We start from the raw sequence: 21,058 nt of genomic DNA on the forward strand, positions 1-21,058 counted from the left end.
CACGTTCTCTCTCCCCCTTCAATCGCGATCCGGTGCGCCGAGCGGAAACAGCGGCCGGTACGGACGCGCTTCGTCAACCGCACGCGCAAACGACGGCCGCGCGAGTAGCCGTTTCCGGTAGGCGATCACGTTCGCGAACGACGCATCGATGCGATGCGTCCAGTCCGCGTAGAACAGGAAAGGCGCGGCGCCGCAGTCCGCAAGACTGAACGCGTCGCCCGTGGCCCATTCGCGTTCTGCCATGACCTTGTCGAGCCAGGCGTACGCCGTGTCGAGCATCGCGCGCGCGTCCGTCACGCCGCGCGGATCGCGCTCCGCCTCCGGCCGCAGGCTGTCGTAGACGATTCGCTGCTGCGGCGTGGAAACGTAGTTATCGAAGAAGCGGTCCATGCCGCGCACCTCCAGCGCCGCGTGCGGGTCGTCGGGCAAGAGGCGCACGGGGCCGGGATAGTTGAGCTGCAGGTACTCGATGATGATGCTGGCTTCTGTGATGACACGTTCGCCGTCCACGAGCAGCGGAAAGCGCCGCATCGGCCAGAGCGTGGCAAGCGTTTGCCCGTTCTCGGGATGCTCGGGCCCGAGCGGGCGCCATTCGAAGGGCGTACCGTTCTCGTAGAGCGCGATCAACGCCTTCTGGCTGTATGACGAAAAGGGGTGGGCATAGAGTTCCAGGGGCATGGCGGTTCACCGTGTCGGGTTCAGGGAGTGCGGCGTCGACGGATTCGATCAGCCGCTTCTCATGGACGACGAACGAGCCGGGCGGGAATCGACATCGCGCCACGCGTTTCTTTCTGGAACGCGACCTGTTTGGGCCGACCCGGAACGCGCTATTATTCGCGCCATCGCGATGCGCCCGCACGGCTAGAGGCGCGGCGAGCATCGGCGGCACAGGGGACCACTCATGGAAATCAGGGAAATCATGACCACACGCGTCGTGACGGTGAGCTTCGACGACACCCTCGCGACTGTCAAACACATCTTCGATTCGGCGAAGTTTCATCACGTGCTCGTGGTGGAAGACGGCGAATTGCAGGGCGTTGTCTCGGACCGCGACCTGCTGCGCGCGTTAAGCCCGTTCATCGACAGCGTGGTGGAGGCGCCGCGCGACGTGGCGACGCTGAACCGGCGCGTGCACCAGATTATGGGCCGCAAGCCCGTGACGCTGGGCCCGGACGCGGACGTTTCAGCGGCCGTCGAGATATTTCTCGAGAAGGGCGTGTCGTGCATTCCCATCGTGCGCGACGGCATGCGGCCCGTGGGAATCGTAAGCTGGCGCGACGTACTGCGGGCGCTGGCGCCGCGCGCGGCGCAGTGAGAGGTCGCTGCCCGATATTCCCTCATCTGTTTCGAATTTTCAGACCCACGGAGTGTAGTCAGTGATTCAACCAGGCAACGTATTCAAGGACAACCTCGCCCGCCTGCCGGGCATTGAAGGCATCACGCGCATCGATCTGATCGACGGCAAGGGCGCGGTGGTGGCCAGTATCGACAACGTGCCCGGCAAGCAGGGATCGGTGGCCGTCTACCACTACCTGCAAACGGTGTTCGGCACGCTGGACGCCAGGGCCGCCGAGCACGGACTCGCCGTATTCGCCGAACACACCGAGGACGCACGCAAGCGGCCAGGGGCACATCCGAACGTGGACCGTTTGCTGGCGATCGCGGCGGGCGCGGAGGCGTTGAGTATCGGGGTGGTGAGAGGGGCGTGAGGTTCGCGCAGGCCTCACACGCGGCTGCCGTGCCTTCACACGACCTTGCGTGATGCCGCTGCGCCGGCCGCTTCCCATCCCGCGCGTTATCGAATCAGCACCGCTTCCACGGGCCGGCGGGGAGAAAACGGCAGCGTCGGCCCGTAGCCAAAGCGCAGGACGATGTCGGGGCGGTGCCCGGCCATCTCGACAAGACCCGCCAGCTCAGGACGGAACCGCGCCACTTCAACAGGTTGATTGATGAAGGCCACCTTGATGCCGAGGCTCGTCGCAGTCAATGCGAAGCGCTGGCAAGCGCGGCCCACCCTGATCCAATGCGCCTTGTCTTCGCGGTCGCCGGCAAACACGGCGACGCCGGCTGAAGAATCGACCTGACGTGCGTATTTGTCGCTTTCGCTGCGCGCGTTGAAGAACCGATCGAACGCGAACCGTCCAATGGCGTCCGGCAGCGCCGGGTTGCCGCTTGCCGCCGAAAAAAGGCCATCGCCTGACGTCATGGCGCTGCGCGGATTGAACCGGATCCACTGCTTCAACTCCCGCATGAACGCCATGTCCGCCATTTGAGCGCTGTTGGCGGCAACCACGAGTTCCTTCATTCGGTCGATATCCATGCGATGGGTCAGGATAGCCAGATGAACGCCGGAGGTGTCGGCCGTTTGTTCCAGGAGCGCAAGGTGCGCGGCAGGAACGGAGCGTCGGTCGTATTCGGCGCGGGTGGATTGCCGTTTCGGAATGGCTGCGTAGAGCGGACTCGCGATCATCGGCCCCTTGACGAAGGCATAGCGTATGAGGTCTCCGTCCGGCGCGATCTGGAGTTCACCGGGCCATCCCAGCGAGGTCGCCGCGATAGCGAGGTTTTCCGCCGCGCATCCGAGGCTCACGAACAGATGATGATCGTCGGGGTCGACCGCGGGCGTTCGGCGCGAAACATCCGGCGCAATCTCAATGAACCGGTCGCCGACGCGAAACCGCCAGGGCTGCGTGTTGTGGCTGTTGGCGGCAAGCGTGGCGTAGCGGATGACGTCGCGCATGTTGGGCGGCACAACGGGCGCTGCACGCAGGTGCCCTGCGTAGGCGTCGTAATCGGCCATCGATCCCGTGGACGACATCCACGCCGTCGCGCCGGCAGCCAGCATCAAGCCGCCCCCCGCGCCGAGGAAGAAAGTACGCCTGTTCATGTTCGCTTCCCCGTGCGTGGTGGTGACTGGTTCGTTCTGCGCTATCGGAACCTATGCCACGCGTGCGCCGTTGCCGTTGACCTGAATCAATCGGGACAGGAGTTTTATTTATCCGGCATGACGGCTTTAAAGCGCTTTTAATGCGTTTTTAAGCAATCTGATTATTTCGATTACTGTACGCGGGCGCACGGAATACGACAGATTTTCCCTTTAGTGTGCTTCGTATGGCGGGTGGGCCGATATTCAAAACAACAGACGAGAACTGCGATGACCGCGTTAGATGAATACCCTGAGCGTGGCGACTTCGCCCCCATCAGCGCGCAGAGCGCTCGCGCGCTCGCGGTGTCGATGGACGAATCCGGGTTCGGCGTGCTGAACGACGTTGTGTCGGCGTCCGTACTGGCAAAGCTGCGCCGCGCGGTATCCGAACTGATCGAACAGGACGGCTTCAAATACTTCGCCTTCAACGGCGCAGCGTGGTGCGTGAATACCTGCCTGGGCCCGCTTTTCGACGACGTCGAACTGCTCGCCCTGTTACGCCAGCTTTATATGCTCAAGATGGGTGTGTCGCCGCCCAGCGACCGGATCTTGCCCGTCATGCGCGTACTGGCTGGTGAGCAGGGGCGGCGTCACTCGTGCAACTTCCACTACGACTCGTATGTCGTCTCGATCCTGCTGCCGGTATTGATTCCGTGCGACCCGGGCGAGCCGCCGGGCCATCTCGTGATGTTTCCGAACTTGCGCAATGCAAGGCGATCGTCGGTCGTGAACATTCTCGAAAAGCTATTGATCGAAAAGCTGCTCGCGCCCGTGTGGCGTTTAGCGTTTGTCCGGAAATGGCTGTCGGCGAAGGTCGTCACGTTGACGCCGGGGAATTTGTACTTTTTCTGGGGTATGCGTTCGCTGCATGCGAATCAGGCCTGCGCGCCGTCCCGTGTCCGCTGCACCGTGCTGCTGCATTTCGGCGACCCGCACGAGCGCAGCATGTTCAAGGGCCTCAGCCACCGGTTGCACGTGATGCGCTTGCGGCGAATGACGCGCGGGTGACTTCGCATGCTGCGTTGCGCGCATCGACGAGCGCGCCACACCGGGATTCGCCACGTTACCGCTTGTTGTCCGTCGTCTTCAAAACCGTCCGCATATATTCGGTCGCAAACTCGATAAACGCCCTCACGCGAAACGGCAGCCGGCGTTGCACCGGGAAAATGATCTGCGCGGGAAGAGGCTTTGCATGCCACTTCGGCAGAATTCGCACGAGTCGTCCCGAGAGCAGGTCTTCCTCAACAAGCCATTCCGGCAACACCGCGATGCCGAGTCCCATGCGCACCGATTCGCGAATGCTCGTTACGCCTTCCGTCACGAACACGGGCTCGATCTGTAGCGTGTGCGTCGCATTGCCCGAGTGCAGCGTGACGTCTCGCGAACCGCCGAACTGCCGGCTGGACAGCGCGATCCACGGCAGCTTGCCGAGCGATTCCGGCGTGCCGCGAATCTTGTGATCCTTCAGAAACGACGGCGACGCGACGACGTATCGCGCGATCTCGCCGAGCGAGCGGGCCACCACGCGATCGTCGGTCAGCGTGCCCGCCAGGATGCCTACGTCGCAGCCTTCCTCGATCATGTGCAGCGGCCGGTTCGAATAGCCCAGTTCGATGCGCACGCCTGGATGCGCCTGAATGAAGCTGCTGATGAGCCGGCTCACGGCGGACTGACCGAAGTCGATGGTCGAGAACATGTGGATATTGCCGCTCAATTCGCTCTGGTCGTTGCGCAGCCGCTGTTCGGATTCCTCTGCGAGCGCGAGTAGCGCCTGTGCGTCCGCGAGGAATTGATGCCCCGTGTCGGTGAGACTCATGCGGTGCGTGTCACGGCGCAGCAGCGGTGCGCCGCACCGGTCTTCGAGCGCGCGCAACTGACGGCTCAGCGTGGGCTGACTCAGGTGTAGCTTGCGCGCCGCCGCGGAGATGCTGCCGCTCCCCACGATGGAGACGAAGGTTCGCAGCAGGGTAAGGTCGTCGAAGAGGGTCATACGCGTTGAGTATAAGCGATATGACGGCTATGCGGCTTCCGTCGTAGGCAGGTCGAGACGATGATGAACCCATCGCGTCACTACCCACCCGAACGGGGAACCACCATGAGCACACAAATCAGCACCAACGCAGTCAAGCTTGCATCGAAGGTCGCAATTGTCACCGGCGCCTCGCGCGGCATCGGCGCAGCTATCGCGAAGCGCCTCGCCGCGGACGGCATCGCCATCGTCGTGAATTACGCGGGCCGCGCGGCCGACGCACAAGCAGTTGTCGCCGAGATCGAAGCCGCAGGCGGTCGCGCTGCCGCCGTTCAAGCCGACGTGGCTGTGCCGGCCCAGGTTGCCGCGATGTTCGACCAGGCCATCACGTTGTTCGGCGGCGTCGATATCGTCGTGAACAACGCCGGCATCATGCAGCCGGGCCTCGTGCCGTTGGTCGATACCGACGACACGCTGTTCGACCGGCTCGTCGCCATCAACCTGAAGGGCACCTTCAACACATTGCGCGTGGCCGCGAAGAAGCTGCGCAGCGGCGGGCGCGTCGTCAATTTCGGCAGCAGCATCAAGGAACTCGCCACGCCGGGCTATTCCGTCTACGCCGCCACGAAAGCCGCGGTCGAAACGATGACGAACATCTTCGCGAAGGAACTGCGCGGTCGCAACATCACCGTGAATGCGGTCGCGCCCGGACCCACGGCCACCGAACTCTTTCTCAAGGACAAGACACCGGAGCAGGTCGAACGGCTCGCGAAGATGCCGCCGCTCGAACGTCTGGGTCAACCCGAGGACATCTCGTCGGTGGTGGCGTTTCTCGTGAGCAGCGCGGCCGATTGGATCGACGGCCAAACGCTGCGTGTGAACGGCGGCATTGTTTAACGCCGAGCCACTTCCCTTCATTCGAACCCGTCGCAAATCAAGGAGCCAACATGAAACACGTCATCGTCGTGACTGGCGCATCGAGCGGCTTTGGACGCCTGAGCGCCGAAGCGCTGGCAAGAGCCGGCCACATTGTCTACGCGTCGATGCGCGACACGGCGGGGCGCAACGCGCCCGTCGTCGGGCAGGTGGCGCAGTTCTCGTCGGAGCACGGTGTCGATCTGCGCACTGTCGAACTCGACGTGCTTTCGCAGGCGTCCGTGGACGCAGGCATTGCCCAGGTGACTCGCGAGCAGGGCCGCATCGACGTCATCGTTCATAACGCGGGCCACATGGCCTTTGGACCGGCAGAGGCGTTCACGCCGGAGCAATACGCTGAGCTTTACGACATCAACGTGCTCGGTACGCAGCGCGTGAATCGAGCGGTGCTGCCGCAGATGCGCAAGCAGAAGCGCGGCCTGCTCGTATGGGTGTCGAGCAGCAGTTCGGCGGGCGGCACACCGCCGTATCTCGCGCCTTATTTCGCGGCGAAAGCGGCGATGGATTCGATCGCGGTTCAATACGCGCGCGAGCTATCGGGCTGGGGTATCGAGACCTCGATCGTGGTGCCGGGCGCTTTCACCTCCGGCACGAATCACTTCGCGCATGCCGGCCGTCCTGCCGACGAACAGGTGCTCGAGGCCTATGAGAGCGGACCGAACGCGGGGCTGGGCGAGCGTATCCAGAAGGCCTTCGCCGCGATCGTACCGCCGCACGCCGACGTGGCGCTCGTCGCTCAGGCATTGGTCGATATCGTGAACGCGCCGTTCGGTCAGCGGCCGTTCCGCGTGCACGTGGACCCGACGCAAGACGGCGCGGACGTAGGCTTCGCCGTGCTCGACCGGCTGAGGGCCGAGATGCTGCATCGCGTGGGCCTGTCGGAATTGCTGAGGCCGCGCCGCTATTGACGCTGTCCCTTCGTGCCTTGCGCCTTTGTCCCACGCGGCGACTGGTTTATGCTCACGGCTCCCGTCACGATGCGATCGAATAGAGGAACGAATGGACCGGCTGACTGCCCTGGGAGTATTCGTCGCCGCGGTCGAGGAAGGCAGCCTTGCCGCGGCCGCGCGACGCTTTGGTTTATCCGCCGCGATGGCGGGCAAGTACGTGAGTGCCGTCGAGTCGGAACTCAACGCGAGGCTGCTCCACCGCACCACGCGCCGCCTGAGTCTCACTGATATCGGCGCGCGCTATTACGAGCGCTGCAAACAGATTCTGCACGCCTGGGACGAGGCCAACCGCGAAGCCAGCGACGCGCAAGGAACGACCCGCGGTGTGCTGCGTATTGCCGCGCCCGTCACGTTCGGCGCAATGCATCTTGGCAAGGTTCTGGCGCGCTATCTGGAAGCGCATGCGCACGTCAACGTCGAAGTGTCGTTGAGCGACCGTTATGTCGATCTGCTCGAAGCGGGCGTCGACGTGGCGATACGAATTGGACGCCTGCCCGATTCAGGACTCGTTGCGCGGCGCCTTGCGCCGTGTCGAATGGTGATCTGTGCGTCACCGGCGTATCTGGAGCGGTACGGTACGCCGCGTACGCCGCACGATCTGCGGCAGGCGCCGCGGCTCACGTTCAGCGAGGCCGTTTCCGTTGGAGACTGGACGCTGGTCGATGCGAAGGGCCGTGCGCATGTCATTGATGGCCCTTGCCGGATGGCGGCAAACAATACGCAGATGCTGCTTGATGCGGCGCTTGCAGGCGCAGGCATCGTCTACGGTCCGACATTCGTGTTCGGAGAACAGATCGCGCAGGGGCACCTCGTTGCGTTGCTGCCCGAATACAGCACGTCCGAACTGGTGATTCAGGCGGTTTATCCGAGCGCGCGCCACATGCCGCTGAAGGTTCGAAGCCTGATCGATCATCTCGTGGCGGCATTCGGGGACGAACCGCCTTGGGACAGCGTCGCGCGGCCGCGCAAGAGCGGCACGAAGCGCTCGCGTGGCCGCGTTGATCGAGTTGACCCGTAGACGCACGAGCGGGCCTCGCGTGAAGACGCGTTGAATCGCCACGCTCACGGCTCGCGCCGTGAAGTCCAAGTCGCTGTTACCGCTCGCGAACGAATGCTTCAATCACGCTCGCAAGTTCATACGGTGCTTCGAGCGGTGACAGGTGCCCCGTGTCCGGCAATACATGCAGACGCGCGCCGCGAAGGCGAGGCAGCAATTCGTGCTGCAATGTCTCGACGCGATCCACCTGGTCGCGCTCGCCTGCAATCACGAGCACCGGCGCGTCGATGGACGCGACGTCGGCGGTGATGTCTTCCAGCATCGCGGCGTTGGGCCACGCGGCCTTGGCCTGCGCCGCGCCGCGCAGGCTATCCGCAATGACCTGTTCGCGAAGCTCGGGCGCAAGCTGCTTCGCAGTCAGCACATGGTCCAGTACCCACTCGATCGATTCGCGCGAATCGTACGCGGCAGTCATCGCGGCGCGCTGTTCGTCGGTAAGGGCCATGGGCGAAGGAGGGGACGGCGCGACCAGCACGAGCCCCAGCAGCCCCGCGGGCCGACGCGATGCCAGCAGTTGCGCGACCTTGCCGCCCATCGAATGACCGACCACGACATAACGCCGCACGTTCAGGGCTTCGATCACTTCCTCCGCATCGTCTGCCAGATCGGCAAGGGCGTAGCCGTGCGCCGGCGCGTCCGACTCACCCCAGCCGCGATGGTCCGTTGCGATGATCCTGTAGCGGCTCTTGAGTTCGTTGGCGACGATATCCCACGTGCGAGACGAGCCGCCCCAATAGTGGAGAAACACGAGCGCGAGGTCGCCGTCTCCCTGTTGCCTTACGTGAATGGTCGTGCCGCTTGTCCGAATGTGCATGGCGATGCTCCCTTTCTTGATGTGCCAAACCGTGGACGCATCTTAGGTCGCGAGCCTCGGTTCGATAACCCTCGGTTCGTTATCGACAGCCGATCATGGGGCGACAGGATCGAATCGCCGCAGTGCGGGGCGCTATACTGGCGCGCTTCTCATCGATTTTGTCAGGTACCAAGGATTACATATGAGTACGTTACCGCCCTGTCCGAAATGCCATTCCGAGTTCACGTATGAAGACGGGGGCGTCTACATCTGCCCGGAATGCGCACATGAATGGTCCGCAGAAGCGGCGGCGCCTACTGAAGCGGCCGCGCGCGTTTATCGGGATTCCGCAGGCAACGTCTTGCAGGACGGCGATACCGTCACCGTCATCAAAGACCTGAAGCTGAAGGGTTCCGGTGGCGTGATCAAGATGGGCACCAAGGTGAAGAACATCCGACTCGTGGACAGCGACCACGATATCGATTGCAAGATCGATGGCTTTGGCGCAATGAGTCTGAAATCGGAATTCGTCAGGAAGGTGTGATGTGCGGCATGGCAACATTCGCCATGCCTTTCTCTACCGCGCGCGCTGATCGTTCAAGCCGAACGTCTGCGCGCGCGCACCATGGTGTGTCGTCACTTCGGCACCTGCCATCATCGGGGACGCTCTCAGAATCGGACCCGTCACGGCGTACAGCTTGTCCGCGTCCGTCCCATACATGTACAGATAGCCGTCGTTGCCGTCGATGTGCAACTCGGTCTCGCCAAGCTCGCCTGCACCCGCACGCTTTATCGCCGTCGCGAGCCGATGTTCCAGCGCATGGAGTCGCGTGCGGTCCTTCAGGTAGTAATCGAAGTGGACCATCATGACGGGGCCTGGCGGCCTTGGCATTTGCTCCGCCGCCGCACTGCCCGTGAGTATGGCGAGGCACAGGAGCGTAGCGAGCGTTCTTCGTTTCGGTGCAGGAAGGTTGTCTCTCATTGCATGACCTCAGCGGCGGCGTCTCAGCGATCGGGACGCCAGGCTTCGAACGTGACCGGCTTCGCGCGATTCGCGCGCGTCATGTGGGTTTTGTCCGGCGTGTCGTTGAGTGGGTCGGAGGACGTGAAGATTTCACTGTCGAAGAACCACGCCCGTTGCGCCGCGTCGTAGCGGAACGTGATGAAGTCGGTCCAATGCGCGCCGCACGCCACGGCGTTCTGCACCGTGAAGTAGCGGCCCTTGACCGCGAGCCCATCGTAGCCGTCTTCGAACGGATCGCACTGGCCGCCTTCGTTGACCCGCAATACGACCGTGTCGTTGCGCGCCGAGAGCCGGTACTGGCCGCCCGCCTGTTCCTCGAAGATGAGGAGGGGACGCGGTGACGGCTTGTCTGTCGAGTCGTCGGGCCGGTGAGCCACGACGAGCAGGCTTTGCCGTTCGCCCTCGATGTGCGGACCCGCCTGATACACCATCGGCACGTAACCCTTGGGCAGTTGCGCGGCAACGGTGGCCGGCAAGCCGGCCGCATGCGCAACAGGTGCGCTGAGGCTTACACATAGCCCCCACATAACGGCCGCTACTTTACGAAGCGCTAACGCGCTGTGACGCTCGATCATGGGCGTTCGTCTGTTCGTTGAATGTTGTCGTTGGCGTGCCGGCTCGCGGTCCGCGCGGGGCGGTGGTCGCTTTCACGCGTGGTCCAGTGCGGCACCTGAGCGGCACCAGCGCGGATTGTCGATGATCCCGCCCGCGCCGTCCAACCCGCTATTCAACTCCACTCGACCCGCCATCCGTGCGATCCGTTTTTGCTATCACCCCATGCCGCTTCCGGATTGTTCGGCTATCACCGCTCGCCTATAGTGCTCTCCAGCATGGCCGCCAGTGATCCGGGCGCCTTCCCACGGCCGGCCAAAAAAGACAAACGAGACATCCGCGCACGTCCCACGTGCGGCCCTATTGGAGGAGCAATGAATCAGATCGACTTGAACGGCCGGGTCATGGTGATCACGGGCGGCGCGCGCGGCATCGGCTATGCCGTCGCAGAGCGCGCGCTGCGTTCGGGTGCGGCCGTCGCGCTGTGGGACATCGACGCCGATCGCCTCGAAAGCAGCCGGCGCGAACTCGCCGAACTGGGCACGGTATCGGCTGTCACGGTCGAACTCACGGACGAGCGCTCTGTCGACGCCGCAACGCAGCAGACGGTGCGGGACCACGGCGGTATTCACGTCCTCATCAACTGCGCGGGCATCACGGGCGGCAACGGCGTGACGTGGGAACTGGAGCCCGAGGTCTGGCGCCGCGTGATCGACGTGAATCTGATCGGGCCTTACCTGACCTGCCGCGCCGTGGTGCCCCACATGTTGAAAGAGGGCTATGGCCGCATCGTCAACATTGCGTCGGTGGCGGGCAAGGAGGGCAATCCGAACGCCTCGCACTACAGCGCCTCGAAGGCGGGGCTCATCGGGCTCACGAAGTCGCTCGGCAAGGAACTCGCCGCGAAGAACATTCTCGTGAACGCCGTCACGCCCGCGGCGGCGAAGACCGAGATCTTCAACTCGATGTCGCAGCAGCACATCGACTACATGCTCTCGAAGATTCCGATGAACCGCTTCCTGATGCCGGACGAGGCAGCCTCGCTGATCGTCTGGCTCTCCTCGGAAGACTGCGCGTTCAGCACGGGTTCCGTATTCGATCTGTCGGGTGGCCGCGCCACGTACTGACGGCCGCGTTGCGAATCAGACGTAGGGGAAACAAGATGAACCCGACGACTTCAATGCCGTCCGTGGATCGCGTCGTGAGCAAGGCGATGCGCCGGCTGCTGCCGTTCCTGTTGCTCATGTACGTGCTCGCGTTTCTCGATCGCGCGAATATCGGCTTCGCGCAGAAGGCGCTGCAACACGATACGGGCCTTTCCGACGCGGCGTTCGCCTTCGGCGCGGGTGTGTTTTTCGCGGGCTATGCGTTGTTCGAGGTGCCAGGCAATCTGTTGCTGCATCGCGTGGGCGCTCGCGCATGGATGTGCCGCATCATGGTGACGTGGGGCCTCGTTTCGAGCGCGATGTGTTTCGCGAGCACGCCTACGTCGTTCTACGCGCTGCGCTTTCTGCTCGGCGTGGCCGAGGCGGGCTTCTTTCCCGGCATCATCTATTACCTCACGCACTGGTTTCCGCAGTCGGCGCGCGGCCGTGCCATCGGCGTGTTTTATTTCGGCGCACCGCTTGCGTTCATTTTCGGCAGCCCGCTCTCGGGGCTGTTGCTCGACATGCACGGCCTCGTCGGACTCGCGGGATGGCAGTGGCTGTTCCTGATCGAAGGCGGCCTCGCCTCGGCTGTGGGCGTGTGGGCGTTCTGGTATCTCGACAACAAGCCCGCCAACGCGCGCTGGCTCGACGATGCCGAGCGCCGCGTGCTGACGGAGGCGGTGGAGCGCGATGCGCGCCATGCCGCCGCCCACGGCCCGCAGCAGGTGCTCGCTGCGTTGTTCAACGCACGCGTGCTGCTCTTCGCCGGCATTTATGCGCTGATCCAGGTGAGCGTGTACGGCGTGATCTTCTTTCTGCCGCAACAGGTGGCGTCGCTGCTCGGTACGCGCGTGGGTCTGAAGGTTGGACTCGTCACGGCGGTGCCGTGGTTGTGCGCGCTCGCGGTGACGTGGATCGTGCCGCGCCATGCCGATCGTACGGGCTCGCACCGCGGGTGGGCCGTCGCGCTGCTCGTTCTTGCGGGGCTGGGCATTGCGCTCTCGGGCACGACGCACAACCCGTTGCTCGCACTGCTGGCGCTGTGCTGTGCCGCGAGCGGCTTTATCGCCGCGCAGCCGCTTTTCTGGACGTTTCCCACGCGCTATCTCACGGGCGTGGCTGCGGCGGGCGGCATCGCGCTCATCAATTCGCTGGGCAGCCTGGGTGGATTCATCGCGCCCAGTCTGCGCGCGCTGGTCCAGAACCTGGCGGCAGCGGGTACGCCGGCGAGCGGCGCAGCCGCAGGCCTCGCCGTGCTCGGAGCGGCGAGTCTTGTCGCGGCGCTGCTGGTCGGCACGCTGGTGCCGCGCGAAGCCGGGCCCACCACCGATACCTTCGAGCCGCGCGCCCACCGCGCGCGCTGATCTCATCAAGCGAGTTCATCGAGCAAGCTCATCAAGCAAAGGGAGCGACTACCCATGGCCATGCCCACCATCAAGCAGGTGCGTGCCTTCATCGTTCGCGGCGGCGGCGCCGACTATCACGACCAGGGCGACGGGCACTGGATAGACGACCACATCGCCACGCCGATGGCGCGCTATCCCGAATACCGGCAGAGCCGGCAGTCGTTCGGCATCAACGTGCTCGGCACGCTGGTGGTGGAGATCGAAGCGAGCGACGGCACCGTCGGCTTCGGTGTGACGACGGGCGGCGAGATTGGCGCGTTCATCGTCGAAAAGCACCTCGCGCGTTTTCTGGAAGGCCAGCTTGTAACCGACATCGAGAAGATGTGGGATCAGATGTACTACGCCACGCTTTATTACGGCCGCAAGGGCGTGGTGCTCAACACGATTTCGGGCGTGGACCTCGCGCTGTGGGACCTGCTCGCGAAAATTCGCGAAGAGCCCGTGTATCAGCTGCTGGGCGGCCCCGTGCGCGACGAACTCGTGTTCTACGCCACAGGCGCGCGCCCGGATCTCGCGAAGCAGATGGGCTTCATCGGCGGCAAGCTGCCGTTGCAGCACTGTCCCGCCGAAGGCGAGGAGGGACTCAGGCAGAACATCGAGAAGCTCGCGGACATGCGTAATCGCGTGGGCGACGATTTCTGGCTGATGTACGACTGCTGGATGAGTCTCGACGTGCGCTATGCCACGCGACTCGCGCAGGCCGCGCACGAGTACGGCCTCAAATGGATCGAGGAAGCGCTGCCGCCCGACGACTACTGGGGCTACGCGGAGTTACGCCGCAACGTGCCGCGCGGCATGCTCGTGTCCACCGGAGAGCACGAGGCGACGCGCTGGGGCTTTCGCATGCTGCTCGAAATGGGCTGCTGCGACCTGATCCAGCCCGACGTGGGCTGGTGCGGCGGCATCACGGAACTCATCAAGATTTCGGCGCTGGCCGATGCGCACAACGTGATGGTGGTGCCGCATGGGTCGTCCGTGTACAGCTATCACTTCGTCGTGACGCGCCACAACTCGCCGTTTTCGGAGTTCCTGATGATGGCGCCGAAGGCCGACCAGGTGGTGCCGATGTTCACGCCGCTCCTGCTCGACGAACCTGTTCCCGTGAACGGCCGCATGAAGGTGCCCGATACGCCGGGGTTCGGCGTGCGGCTGAATCCGGAATGCGCGCTCGAACGGCCGCATACGCATTGACGGGTGTGTCGAAGTGCATTGCAATGAGGCCTTCAGATAGGGCCTGAAATGCCCATCCTCGCAAGGAGAACAATGTGCTGCTCAAGGACAAGGTGGTGATTGTCACCGGCGGTTCGCGCGGCATTGGCCGTGCGATTGCACTAGCGAGTGCGCGCGAAGGCGCCGACGTTGCCATCAACTATTGGGGCGACAACGACGCCTCGTACGGCCGCCGCACGGCCATCTCGGAAGTAGTGGCCGAAATCGAGAAGCTGGGCCGCCGCGCGATTGCCATTGAGGGCAACGTGGCCGCGCCGCAAACGGGCATCGATCTGGTGCGTCACACCGTGGAGTCGTTCGGCAAGGTGGACGTGCTCGCGAGCAACGCGGGTATTTGCCCGTTCCATGCGTTTCTCGACATGCCGCCTTCGGTGCTGGAACGCACCGTGGGCGTGAACCTGAACGGCGCGTTCTACGTGACCCAGGCCGTGGCGCGGCAGATGAAGGAGCAGGGCACGGGCGGCGCGATCGTGGCCACCAGTTCCATCAGTGCGCTCGTGGGCGGCGGCATGCAGACGCATTACACGCCCACCAAGGCCGGCGTGCATTCACTGATGCAGTCGTGCGCCATCGCGCTGGGTCCGTTCGGGATCCGATGCAATTCGGTGATGCCGGGCACCATCGCGACGGACCTCAATGCAGAAGATCTCGCCGACGATACGAAGCGCGCCTACTTCGAAAAGCGCATTCCGCTGGGCCGCCTGGGTGCGCCGGAAGACGTGGCCGACTGTGTCGTGTTTCTCGCCTCCGACCGCGCGCGTTATGTGACCGGCGCCGCGTTGCTCGTGGACGGCGGTCTCTTCGTCAATCTTCAGTGAGCCGGCAGCGAAGACGCGCCGGGCGCCGCAACGCCCTCATAGACGTGCCCGGCCGACGCACTGGAAGGGTCGCCCGTGCGTGCGTCGGCGAGCGGCTGCGAGAAGCGGCGCAGCAGGCTCACGAAGTGTTCGGCCGGTTCGGCGAGCGACTCGTTCTTGCGTGTGAGCACGCCGAAGCCGGGCAGGCTCTTGCCGATTTCGAGCGGCAGCGCCACGAGCAGCTTGCCGCGCACGTGGTCGCGCACGACGGACTCCGGCAGCATCGCAACCGCATCGTATTTTTCGAGCAACTGGAGCGTGGCGAACACGGACGCACATTCGGTCAGATTCACCGGCGTAGCGAGCCCCGCGCGCGCAAGCTCTTCTTCGAACAGCACGCGTGCCGGACTCGTAATGGGCTGCGCGACCCACGGCCAGTCCACCAGTTCGGGCAGCGTCACGCTCGTGCTGCGCGCCAGCGGATGGCGTGCGCGCACCACGAGCAGCAGCGGTTCGCGCGCAAGCGGTTCGAAGTGGAAGTCGTTATGTTGCAGCGGCGTGGTGAGGCGCCCCAGCGCGAGATCCACTTCGCGGCGATGCAGGAGCTGCACGAGCTGGTCGCTGGTTTCGCCGAGGATGCGCACGTTGAGCAACGGGCGTTCGGTCTTGAGCGCGGCCACGGCCATGGCGAGCACGTCGGGTGCGGCGCCCATGATGGCGCCCACCGTGAGTTGCCCGTGTCCGCCCTTGCGCTTCACGTCGAGGTCTTCGGCAAAGCGCGTGAGTTCCGCGAGCGCGCGACGCGCGTAGGCGAGGGTCACGGTGCCGAGCGTCGTCGGTTCGATGCCGCGCGCGCTGCGCTCGAAAAGGCGAAACCCGAATGCCTCTTCGATGTCGCTCAGCATGCGGCTCGCACTGGGCTGCGCGACGTTGACGGCCTCGGCGGCCTGATGGACGTTGCGTGCGTCGTCGAGCGCGACGAGCAGTGCAAGGTGTTTGAATTTGAGCCGGTTGACGAGCGCGACTGCCACTGCCTGAGGGTTCATGGCCATGTGCGATTCGGTTTGTGGATCGGCCGATCCCAACAACGGATTGGTTGGCTATCGGTGCACGAATTATAGTCGCTCAAAACACGGCGCCGGGCCCGCCAAAACCCGCACGTGAGGAGAAACAGAGCATGGAGACTATCGCCTTCCGGATGGTGCTCAACCCCGGTCAACGCGACGAATACGAGCGACGTCATCGCGAGATCTGGCCCGCGCTTGCCGACGCGCTGCGCGAAGCCGGCATCAGCGACTACTGGATTTTCTTCGACGAAAGCACCCACCATCTCTTTGCCGTGCTCAAGCGCCGCGCGGGCCACACCATGGAGCAGCTTCCGGAGCTCGCCATCATGCGCAAATGGTGGGATTACATGGCCGACATCATGCAGACCGCGCCTGACGGCGCGCCGCTGCAAACGTCGCTCGAACCGCTGTTCCACCTGCCCTGAACGGACCAAGGGAGAGCGTCATGCCGCAGACCTTGCAGGTCGTCGATCCGCACGTTCATTTCTGGGACATCGATACGCACCATTACCCGTGGCTCGCGAAACCGGGCGTGTCGTTCGTTGGCGACGCACGCGAGCTTGCGCACAACTATGTCGTAGCCGACCTCGTGCGTGATGCAGGTGAGGCCGGCGATGCAGGTAGCGTCGAAGTGCTGAAGGTCGTCCACGTCGAGGCGAATCACGACCCTGCGGATCCGGTGGAGGAAACGCGCTGGCTGCAATCGCTCGCCGACGATGCGCGCGAGCACGAGGGCCGTGCAGGTCGAGGCTGGCCCAACGGCATCGTGGCCGCAGCGGACCTGAGCCGTCCCGACGCGCCGCAGATTCTCGCCGCGCACGCCGCGTTCGCCAACACGCGCGGCATCCGCCAGATTCTCAACGTGCACGCGAACCCGCTCTACGACTATGTGGGGCGCCACTACCTGCGCGACGACACGTGGCGTCGTCACTTTGCGCTGCTAGCCAGACACAGGCTCTCGTTCGATCTGCAACTGTATCCGTCACAGATGGAAGAGGCTGCGGCGCTTGCGCGGGCGCATCCCGACATTCCGGTCATCGTGAATCACGCGGGCATGTTCGTGGACCGCAACAGCGTGGCCGGCTATCGCGCATGGCGTGAAGGCCTGCGCGCGCTGGCTGCGTGCCCGAACGTGGCCGCGAAGATCAGTGGGCTCGCGATGTTCGATCACGAATGGACCGTGGAAAGCCTGCGCCCCTATGTGCTGCAAACGCTCGACACGTTCGGCGTGGAGCGCGCCATGTTCGCCTCGAATTTTCCGGTGGACCGGTTGTTCGGTTCGTATGGCGCGTTGTGGCGGGCATATGCGGACATCGTGAGCGGTGCCAGCGAAAGCGAGCGGGCCGCGCTCTTTCGCACCAATGCGGAAAAGATCTATCGGATTTGAGCAGCACGCCGAGGCCGCGCATAACACGAGAGCAACACGACGGCCCCAACATGGAGACACGGTTTGGAGACGAAAGAACATGACGGCCGCGTGCCGCGCCTCGAGCTACGCCAGGCGAGCAAGTCGTTCGGCCGCGTGCGCGCGCTGATCGACGGCAGCCTCGTGCTGTGGCCCGGCGAAGTGCACGCATTGCTGGGCGAGAACGGGGCGGGCAAATCGACGCTCGTGAAAATTCTCGCGGGCGTGCACGAGCCCGATAGCGGTGAACTGCGCATGAACGGCACCGTGTGCCGCTTTGCGACGCCTGGCGCAGCGCGCGACGCCGGCATCGCGGTGATCTATCAGGAACCCACACTATTTTTCGACCTCTCGATCGCCGAGAACATCTACATGGGGCGTCAACCCGTGGACCGGTTCGGGCGCATCGACTACGGCGCCATGCACCGCGAAGTGGATGCGCTGCTCGCTTCGCTCGGCGTCGAACTGACGGCTGAGCAGCTCGTACGCGGGCTTTCCATTGCGGACCAGCAGGTGGTGGAGATCGCCAAGGCGCTCTCGCTGAACGCGAGCGTGCTGATCATGGACGAACCTACTGCCGCGCTTTCGCTGCCCGAAGTCGAACGGCTCTTCGCCATCGTGCGCAAGCTGCGCGAGCGCGACGTGGCCGTTCTGTTCATCACGCACCGGCTCGAAGAGGTGTTCGCGCTCACGCAGCACGTCACCATCATGCGCGACGGCGAAAAGGTGTTCGACGCGCCCACCAGCGAGCTGTCCACGGGCGCGATCGTCGCGAAGATGGTGGGCCGCGATCTGGAAAGCTTCTATCCGAAGGCCGACGTGGCGCCTGGCGACGTGCTGCTCGCGGTGCGCGGCCTTACGCGCATCGGCGTCTTCAAGGACATTTCGTTCGAGGTGCGCGCGGGCGAGATCGTGGCCCTCGCGGGACTCGTGGGCGCGGGGCGCAGCGAGGTGGCGCGTGCCATCTTCGGCATCGACCCGCTCGATGCCGGCGAGATTCGCATTGCGGGCAAGCCGCTCGCGCCGGGGCGGCCGGCGGCGGCCGTCAAGGCGGGCCTCGCGCTCGTGCCCGAAGACCGACGTCAGCAGGGGTTGGCGCTGGAACTCAGCATCGCGCGCAACGCGTCGATGACGGTGCTTAGCAGGCTCGTACGCCACGGTCTGATTTCGGCGGGCCGCGAAATGCAGCTCGCAAGCCAGTGGGGCAAGCGGCTGCAACTCAAGGCCGGCGACCTCAACGCACCAGTGGGCACGCTCTCGGGCGGCAACCAGCAGAAGGTGGTGCTCGGCAAGTGGCTTGCTACGGGGCCGCGCGTGCTCATCATCGACGAACCCACGCGCGGCATCGACGTGGGCGCGAAGGCCGAGGTGTACGGCGCGCTCGCCGAACTCGTGCGCGAGGGCATGGCGGTGCTGATGATTTCGAGCGAGCTGCCCGAAGTGTTGGGCATGGCCGACCGTGTGCTCGTGATGCACGAGGGGCGCATCACGGCCGCCATCGCGCGGGCGGAAGCAACCGAAGAGCGGATCATGAGCGCGGCGCTGGGCGAGCGCGACATTCATCTGGGGCGGGCCGCATGATGCGCCATTCGACCACGCCCAGTCATTCGCTGCCGCATGCCGAGGGCGCGGCCAAGGTCGCTGCGATTGCCAGCCGCGGCGCGCCGGGCGGCATCGTCGGCGTGCTTGCGAAGAGCCGCGAAACCACGCTTTTCATCGTGCTCGTGCTGCTGATCGTGGGCACGGCGCTCGCGCGGCCGCAGTTTCTCAATCTGCAGAATCTGCGCGACGTGTTGCTCAATGTTTCGATTGTGGCCTTGCTCACGGCGGGCATGACCGTTGTGATCCTGATGCGTCATATCGATCTCTCGGTGGGGTCGGTGGTCGGCATCAGCGCGTATGCCGTGGGGAGTCTGTACGTTGCGTTTCCGCATATGCCCGTGGTCGTTGCGCTCGCGGCGGGGATCGGCATCGGCTTCGTGGGCGGGGCGATCAATGCGCTGCTCGTGGCAGTGGGCCGCGTGCCGTCGCTCGTCGCCACGCTTTCCACGCTCTATATTTTTCGCGGCGCGGACTATGCGTGGGTGCACGGCGGACAGATCAACGCCACGAGCCTGCCGGACGCGTTTTCGCGGCTCGCCACGGGTGCCGTGTTCGGTTTGCCCACGCTGGTGCTGCTCTCCGCGTTCGTGTTGCTCGCGCTTGCCGTGTATCTCAAGCAGTTCCGCCCCGGCCGCGAGTACTACGCGATCGGCTCGAACCCCGAGGCCGCGCGCCTTGCCGGCGTGAACGTGGAGCGGCGCGTGATGACGGGCTTCCTGATCTCGGGAAGCATCGCGGGGCTCGCGGGCGCGCTGTGGCTCGCGCGCTTCGGCACCGTGGACGCGAGCACCGCGAAGGGCATCGAGCTTCAGGTCGTGGCGGCCGCCGTGGTGGGCAGCGTGGCGATTACGGGCGGCGTGGGCACGATACTCGGCGCCACGCTGGGCGCGCTCGTGCTGGGCGTGATCAGCATTGCGCTCGTCGTGCTGCACGTCTCGCCGTTCTGGGAGCAGGCCATTGAAGGCGCGTTGATTGTGGCCGCCATCGCCGCGGATACGTTGCTCGCCCGCTCCGTCGCCAAACGCATGATGAGGAAACGCGACCATGGCTAAGTCAGCGGTCAAGCCGGATTCCGGATTGCTCACGCGCAGCCGCACCGTTGCGCCTAGTTGGGAAATGCTGCTCGCGGTGATTCTCGTGCTTTGCCTCGTACTGGGGCGCGTGCTGTCGCCGGTATTTCTCTCCGGCGCGAATCTCGGCAATGTGCTGGCGGACCTCACCGAAGTCGCGCTGATGGCGTTGCCGATGACGCTCATCATCGTGGCCGCCGAGATCGATCTTTCCGTGGCGTCGGTACTCGGCGCATCGAGCGCATTGATGGGCGTGCTCTGGCACATGGGCTTGCCGATGCCGGCGGTGGTGGCGCTCGTCATCGTCTTCGGCGCGCTCGCGGGGCTCATCAACGGGCTCGTCATCGTGAAGCTCAACTTGCCTTCGCTTGCGGTGACCATCGGCACGCTCGCGCTCTTTCGGGGACTTGCCTACGTGCTGCTGGGCGACCAGGCGGTGGCCGATTTTCCGCAGGCATGGACGCTGTTTGGCATGAACACGCTGGGCGGCACGTTCGTTCCCCTGCCTTTTCTGATCGTGATCGTCGCAGCCGTGCTGTTCACCGTGCTGCTGCAGGCCACCGCGTTTGGGCGCAGCCTCTTCGCCATCGGCGCGAATGCCACCGCGGCGGCGTTTTCGGGTATCGACGTCGCGAAGATCCGGCTGCGCCTCTTCGTGCTCTCGGGGGCCATGAGCGCGCTCGCGGGCATTGTCTACACGCTGCGCTTCACGAGCGCGCGCGGCGACAACGGCGAAGGCTTCGAGCTTTCGGTGATCGCGGCCGTTCTCTTCGGCGGCGTCAGCATTTTCGGCGGACGCGGATCGATGTACGGCGTGCTGCTCTCGCTCCTGATCGTAGGCGTGCTGCGCAATGCGCTGACGCTCGTCGACGTATCGAGCGAAACGCTCACCATCGTCACGGGCGCGCTGCTGCTCGCATCGGTGCTCGTGCCGAATCTCGCAGCGCGTATGCGGGCGATGCGCGACAGGCGGTTGCTCGCGCGCTCGAACTGAAGTGCCCGCAGTGCGGGCGCAATACGCAGAGTCGATACATAGAGTCAATGCGCAGCCGCAATACACAGCCGCAATACACAGCCGCAATACCGCGCACCACACCAGAAACATCAACAACTCCGGACACCCGTC

At 64.5% G+C, this 21,058-nt stretch carries 23 protein-coding genes; 16 read left to right on the plus strand and 7 right to left on the minus strand.

Features of this window, described 5'->3' with window-relative positions:
- Nucleotides 1-18: 18 nt before the first annotated feature.
- Complete coding sequence (locus tag PXJ20_RS13090; protein WP_421032169.1) at nucleotides 19-678, minus strand: glutathione S-transferase family protein; 660 nt, start codon at nucleotides 676-678, stop codon at nucleotides 19-21.
- A 223-nt stretch (nucleotides 679-901) separates the two neighbouring features.
- Here PXJ20_RS13090 and PXJ20_RS13095 point away from each other — a divergent pair, with 223 nt between their 5' ends.
- Both PXJ20_RS13095 and PXJ20_RS13100 read left to right on the plus strand, forming a co-directional pair.
- Complete coding sequence (locus PXJ20_RS13095) at nucleotides 902-1,315, plus strand: CBS domain-containing protein (RefSeq protein WP_017775545.1); 414 nt, start codon at nucleotides 902-904, stop codon at nucleotides 1,313-1,315.
- A 61-nt stretch (nucleotides 1,316-1,376) separates the two neighbouring features.
- Complete coding sequence (locus tag PXJ20_RS13100; RefSeq protein ID WP_421032170.1) at nucleotides 1,377-1,709, plus strand: DUF2322 family protein; 333 nt, start codon at nucleotides 1,377-1,379, stop codon at nucleotides 1,707-1,709.
- An 86-nt stretch (nucleotides 1,710-1,795) separates the two neighbouring features.
- Here the strand turns inward: PXJ20_RS13100 and PXJ20_RS13105 are convergent, their stop codons facing one another.
- On the minus strand, nucleotides 1,796-2,740 hold the full coding sequence (locus tag PXJ20_RS13105) for an Acg family FMN-binding oxidoreductase (RefSeq protein WP_421032171.1): 945 nt from the start codon (nucleotides 2,738-2,740) through the stop codon (nucleotides 1,796-1,798).
- 360 nt (nucleotides 2,741-3,100) lie between these two features.
- On the opposite strand from PXJ20_RS13105, the gene PXJ20_RS13110 reads away from it, so the two are divergent.
- Entirely contained in the window at nucleotides 3,101-3,934 is an 834-nt protein-coding gene (locus PXJ20_RS13110) for a hypothetical protein (protein ID WP_421032172.1), read from the plus strand.
- Nucleotides 3,935-3,989: 55 nt separating this feature from the next.
- Here PXJ20_RS13110 and PXJ20_RS13115 read toward each other — a convergent pair whose 3' ends face one another.
- A complete protein-coding gene (locus PXJ20_RS13115) occupies nucleotides 3,990-4,916 on the minus strand; it encodes a LysR family transcriptional regulator (protein WP_421032173.1) in 927 nt (308 codons plus the stop codon).
- 105 nt (nucleotides 4,917-5,021) lie between these two features.
- On the opposite strand from PXJ20_RS13115, the gene PXJ20_RS13120 reads away from it, so the two are divergent.
- From PXJ20_RS13120 to PXJ20_RS13130, 3 genes are all read left to right on the plus strand, one after another.
- Nucleotides 5,022-5,792, plus strand: a complete 771-nt coding sequence (locus PXJ20_RS13120) for a glucose 1-dehydrogenase (protein ID WP_421032174.1) — start codon at nucleotides 5,022-5,024, stop codon at nucleotides 5,790-5,792.
- A 50-nt stretch (nucleotides 5,793-5,842) separates the two neighbouring features.
- Complete coding sequence (locus PXJ20_RS13125) at nucleotides 5,843-6,739, plus strand: SDR family oxidoreductase (RefSeq protein WP_421032175.1); 897 nt, start codon at nucleotides 5,843-5,845, stop codon at nucleotides 6,737-6,739.
- 91 nt (nucleotides 6,740-6,830) lie between these two features.
- The gene (locus tag PXJ20_RS13130) at nucleotides 6,831-7,799 is read left to right on the plus strand and encodes a LysR family transcriptional regulator (protein WP_126877209.1); all 969 of its coding nucleotides are present in this window, start codon (nucleotides 6,831-6,833) and stop codon (nucleotides 7,797-7,799) included.
- Between the two features lie 76 nt (nucleotides 7,800-7,875).
- Here PXJ20_RS13130 and PXJ20_RS13135 read toward each other — a convergent pair whose 3' ends face one another.
- The gene (locus PXJ20_RS13135) at nucleotides 7,876-8,652 is read right to left on the minus strand and encodes an alpha/beta fold hydrolase (RefSeq protein ID WP_421032176.1); all 777 of its coding nucleotides are present in this window, start codon (nucleotides 8,650-8,652) and stop codon (nucleotides 7,876-7,878) included.
- A gap of 181 nt (nucleotides 8,653-8,833) precedes the next feature.
- Between PXJ20_RS13135 and PXJ20_RS13140 the strand changes: the two genes are divergently transcribed.
- Complete coding sequence (locus tag PXJ20_RS13140; RefSeq protein ID WP_017775554.1) at nucleotides 8,834-9,175, plus strand: zinc ribbon domain-containing protein YjdM; 342 nt, start codon at nucleotides 8,834-8,836, stop codon at nucleotides 9,173-9,175.
- Nucleotides 9,176-9,208: 33 nt separating this feature from the next.
- Here the strand turns inward: PXJ20_RS13140 and PXJ20_RS13145 are convergent, their stop codons facing one another.
- Together PXJ20_RS13145 and PXJ20_RS13150 are read right to left on the minus strand one after the other, a co-directional pair.
- Entirely contained in the window at nucleotides 9,209-9,499 is a 291-nt protein-coding gene (locus PXJ20_RS13145) for a hypothetical protein (RefSeq protein WP_421032177.1), read from the minus strand.
- Nucleotides 9,500-9,636: 137 nt separating this feature from the next.
- Nucleotides 9,637-10,182, minus strand: coding sequence for a hypothetical protein (locus tag PXJ20_RS13150; RefSeq protein WP_421032178.1), 546 nt, complete (start codon nucleotides 10,180-10,182; stop codon nucleotides 9,637-9,639).
- A gap of 399 nt (nucleotides 10,183-10,581) precedes the next feature.
- Here PXJ20_RS13150 and PXJ20_RS13155 point away from each other — a divergent pair, with 399 nt between their 5' ends.
- The 4 genes from PXJ20_RS13155 to PXJ20_RS13170 all read left to right on the plus strand — a co-directional run bounded on the left by PXJ20_RS13155 (nucleotide 10,582) and on the right by PXJ20_RS13170 (nucleotide 14,809).
- Nucleotides 10,582-11,334 (plus strand): SDR family NAD(P)-dependent oxidoreductase, encoded by a 753-nt coding sequence (locus PXJ20_RS13155; protein ID WP_126877206.1) that lies wholly within the window; start codon nucleotides 10,582-10,584, stop codon nucleotides 11,332-11,334.
- Nucleotides 11,335-11,369: 35 nt separating this feature from the next.
- Nucleotides 11,370-12,719 (plus strand): MFS transporter, encoded by a 1,350-nt coding sequence (locus PXJ20_RS13160; protein WP_421032179.1) that lies wholly within the window; start codon nucleotides 11,370-11,372, stop codon nucleotides 12,717-12,719.
- 54 nt (nucleotides 12,720-12,773) lie between these two features.
- Nucleotides 12,774-13,952, plus strand: a complete 1,179-nt coding sequence (rhmD, locus tag PXJ20_RS13165; RefSeq protein WP_017775559.1) for an L-rhamnonate dehydratase — start codon at nucleotides 12,774-12,776, stop codon at nucleotides 13,950-13,952.
- Nucleotides 13,953-14,026: 74 nt separating this feature from the next.
- Nucleotides 14,027-14,809, plus strand: coding sequence for an SDR family NAD(P)-dependent oxidoreductase (locus PXJ20_RS13170; RefSeq protein WP_421032180.1), 783 nt, complete (start codon nucleotides 14,027-14,029; stop codon nucleotides 14,807-14,809).
- On the opposite strand, the gene PXJ20_RS13175 is transcribed toward PXJ20_RS13170, so the two are convergent.
- Entirely contained in the window at nucleotides 14,803-15,834 is a 1,032-nt protein-coding gene (locus PXJ20_RS13175; protein WP_421032660.1) for a LysR family transcriptional regulator, read from the minus strand. The two genes, PXJ20_RS13170 and PXJ20_RS13175, sit on opposite strands and share 7 nt — an antisense overlap.
- Before the next feature lie 131 nt (nucleotides 15,835-15,965).
- Here PXJ20_RS13175 and PXJ20_RS13180 point away from each other — a divergent pair, with 131 nt between their 5' ends.
- The 5 genes from PXJ20_RS13180 (at nucleotide 15,966) to PXJ20_RS13200 (ending at nucleotide 20,926) form a co-directional block, all read left to right on the plus strand.
- Nucleotides 15,966-16,280, plus strand: coding sequence for an L-rhamnose mutarotase (locus PXJ20_RS13180; RefSeq protein WP_126877203.1), 315 nt, complete (start codon nucleotides 15,966-15,968; stop codon nucleotides 16,278-16,280).
- Between the two features lie 32 nt (nucleotides 16,281-16,312).
- Nucleotides 16,313-17,242, plus strand: coding sequence for an amidohydrolase family protein (locus PXJ20_RS13185; protein WP_421032661.1), 930 nt, complete (start codon nucleotides 16,313-16,315; stop codon nucleotides 17,240-17,242).
- Nucleotides 17,243-17,305: 63 nt separating this feature from the next.
- A complete protein-coding gene (locus tag PXJ20_RS13190; protein WP_421032181.1) occupies nucleotides 17,306-18,841 on the plus strand; it encodes a sugar ABC transporter ATP-binding protein in 1,536 nt (511 codons plus the stop codon).
- Nucleotides 18,838-19,914 carry an ABC transporter permease gene (locus tag PXJ20_RS13195; RefSeq protein WP_126877202.1) on the plus strand — a complete coding sequence of 359 codons (1,077 nt, stop codon included), beginning with the start codon at nucleotides 18,838-18,840 and terminating at the stop codon, nucleotides 19,912-19,914. The genes PXJ20_RS13190 and PXJ20_RS13195 overlap by 4 nt, the downstream gene beginning before the upstream one ends.
- Complete coding sequence (locus PXJ20_RS13200) at nucleotides 19,907-20,926, plus strand: ABC transporter permease (RefSeq protein ID WP_421032182.1); 1,020 nt, start codon at nucleotides 19,907-19,909, stop codon at nucleotides 20,924-20,926. The genes PXJ20_RS13195 and PXJ20_RS13200 overlap by 8 nt, the downstream gene beginning before the upstream one ends.
- Nucleotides 20,927-21,058 lie beyond the last annotated feature (132 nt).

Origin of the sequence: Paraburkholderia sp. A1RI_3L (assembly GCF_048957895.1) — a bacterium.
GTDB classification, from domain to species: domain Bacteria; phylum Pseudomonadota; class Gammaproteobacteria; order Burkholderiales; family Burkholderiaceae; genus Paraburkholderia; species Paraburkholderia kururiensis.

Bases quoted from the DNA above. Each gene is read 5' to 3' on its own strand.
- PXJ20_RS13090 (WP_421032169.1), bottom strand. From the start codon at position 678: ATGCCCCTGGAACTCTATGCCCACCCCTTTTCGTCATACAGCCAGAAG.
- PXJ20_RS13095 (WP_017775545.1), top strand. From the start codon at position 902: ATGGAAATCAGGGAAATCATGACCACACGCGTCGTGACGGTGAGCTTC.
- PXJ20_RS13105 (WP_421032171.1), bottom strand. From the start codon at position 2,740: ATGCGCGACGTCATCCGCTACGCCACGCTTGCCGCCAACAGCCACAAC.
- PXJ20_RS13115 (WP_421032173.1), bottom strand. From the start codon at position 4,916: ATGACCCTCTTCGACGACCTTACCCTGCTGCGAACCTTCGTCTCCATC.
- PXJ20_RS13120 (WP_421032174.1), top strand. From the start codon at position 5,022: ATGAGCACACAAATCAGCACCAACGCAGTCAAGCTTGCATCGAAGGTC.
- PXJ20_RS13125 (WP_421032175.1), top strand. From the start codon at position 5,843: ATGAAACACGTCATCGTCGTGACTGGCGCATCGAGCGGCTTTGGACGC.
- PXJ20_RS13130 (WP_126877209.1), top strand. From the start codon at position 6,831: ATGGACCGGCTGACTGCCCTGGGAGTATTCGTCGCCGCGGTCGAGGAA.
- PXJ20_RS13135 (WP_421032176.1), bottom strand. From the start codon at position 8,652: ATGCACATTCGGACAAGCGGCACGACCATTCACGTAAGGCAACAGGGA.
- PXJ20_RS13140 (WP_017775554.1), top strand. From the start codon at position 8,834: ATGAGTACGTTACCGCCCTGTCCGAAATGCCATTCCGAGTTCACGTAT.
- PXJ20_RS13145 (WP_421032177.1), bottom strand. From the start codon at position 9,499: ATGATGGTCCACTTCGATTACTACCTGAAGGACCGCACGCGACTCCAT.
- PXJ20_RS13150 (WP_421032178.1), bottom strand. From the start codon at position 10,182: ATGTGGGGGCTATGTGTAAGCCTCAGCGCACCTGTTGCGCATGCGGCC.
- PXJ20_RS13155 (WP_126877206.1), top strand. From the start codon at position 10,582: ATGAATCAGATCGACTTGAACGGCCGGGTCATGGTGATCACGGGCGGC.
- PXJ20_RS13160 (WP_421032179.1), top strand. From the start codon at position 11,370: ATGAACCCGACGACTTCAATGCCGTCCGTGGATCGCGTCGTGAGCAAG.
- rhmD (WP_017775559.1), top strand. From the start codon at position 12,774: ATGGCCATGCCCACCATCAAGCAGGTGCGTGCCTTCATCGTTCGCGGC.
- PXJ20_RS13175 (WP_421032660.1), bottom strand. From the start codon at position 15,834: ATGAACCCTCAGGCAGTGGCAGTCGCGCTCGTCAACCGGCTCAAATTC.
- PXJ20_RS13180 (WP_126877203.1), top strand. From the start codon at position 15,966: ATGGAGACTATCGCCTTCCGGATGGTGCTCAACCCCGGTCAACGCGAC.
- PXJ20_RS13195 (WP_126877202.1), top strand. From the start codon at position 18,838: ATGATGCGCCATTCGACCACGCCCAGTCATTCGCTGCCGCATGCCGAG.
- PXJ20_RS13200 (WP_421032182.1), top strand. From the start codon at position 19,907: ATGGCTAAGTCAGCGGTCAAGCCGGATTCCGGATTGCTCACGCGCAGC.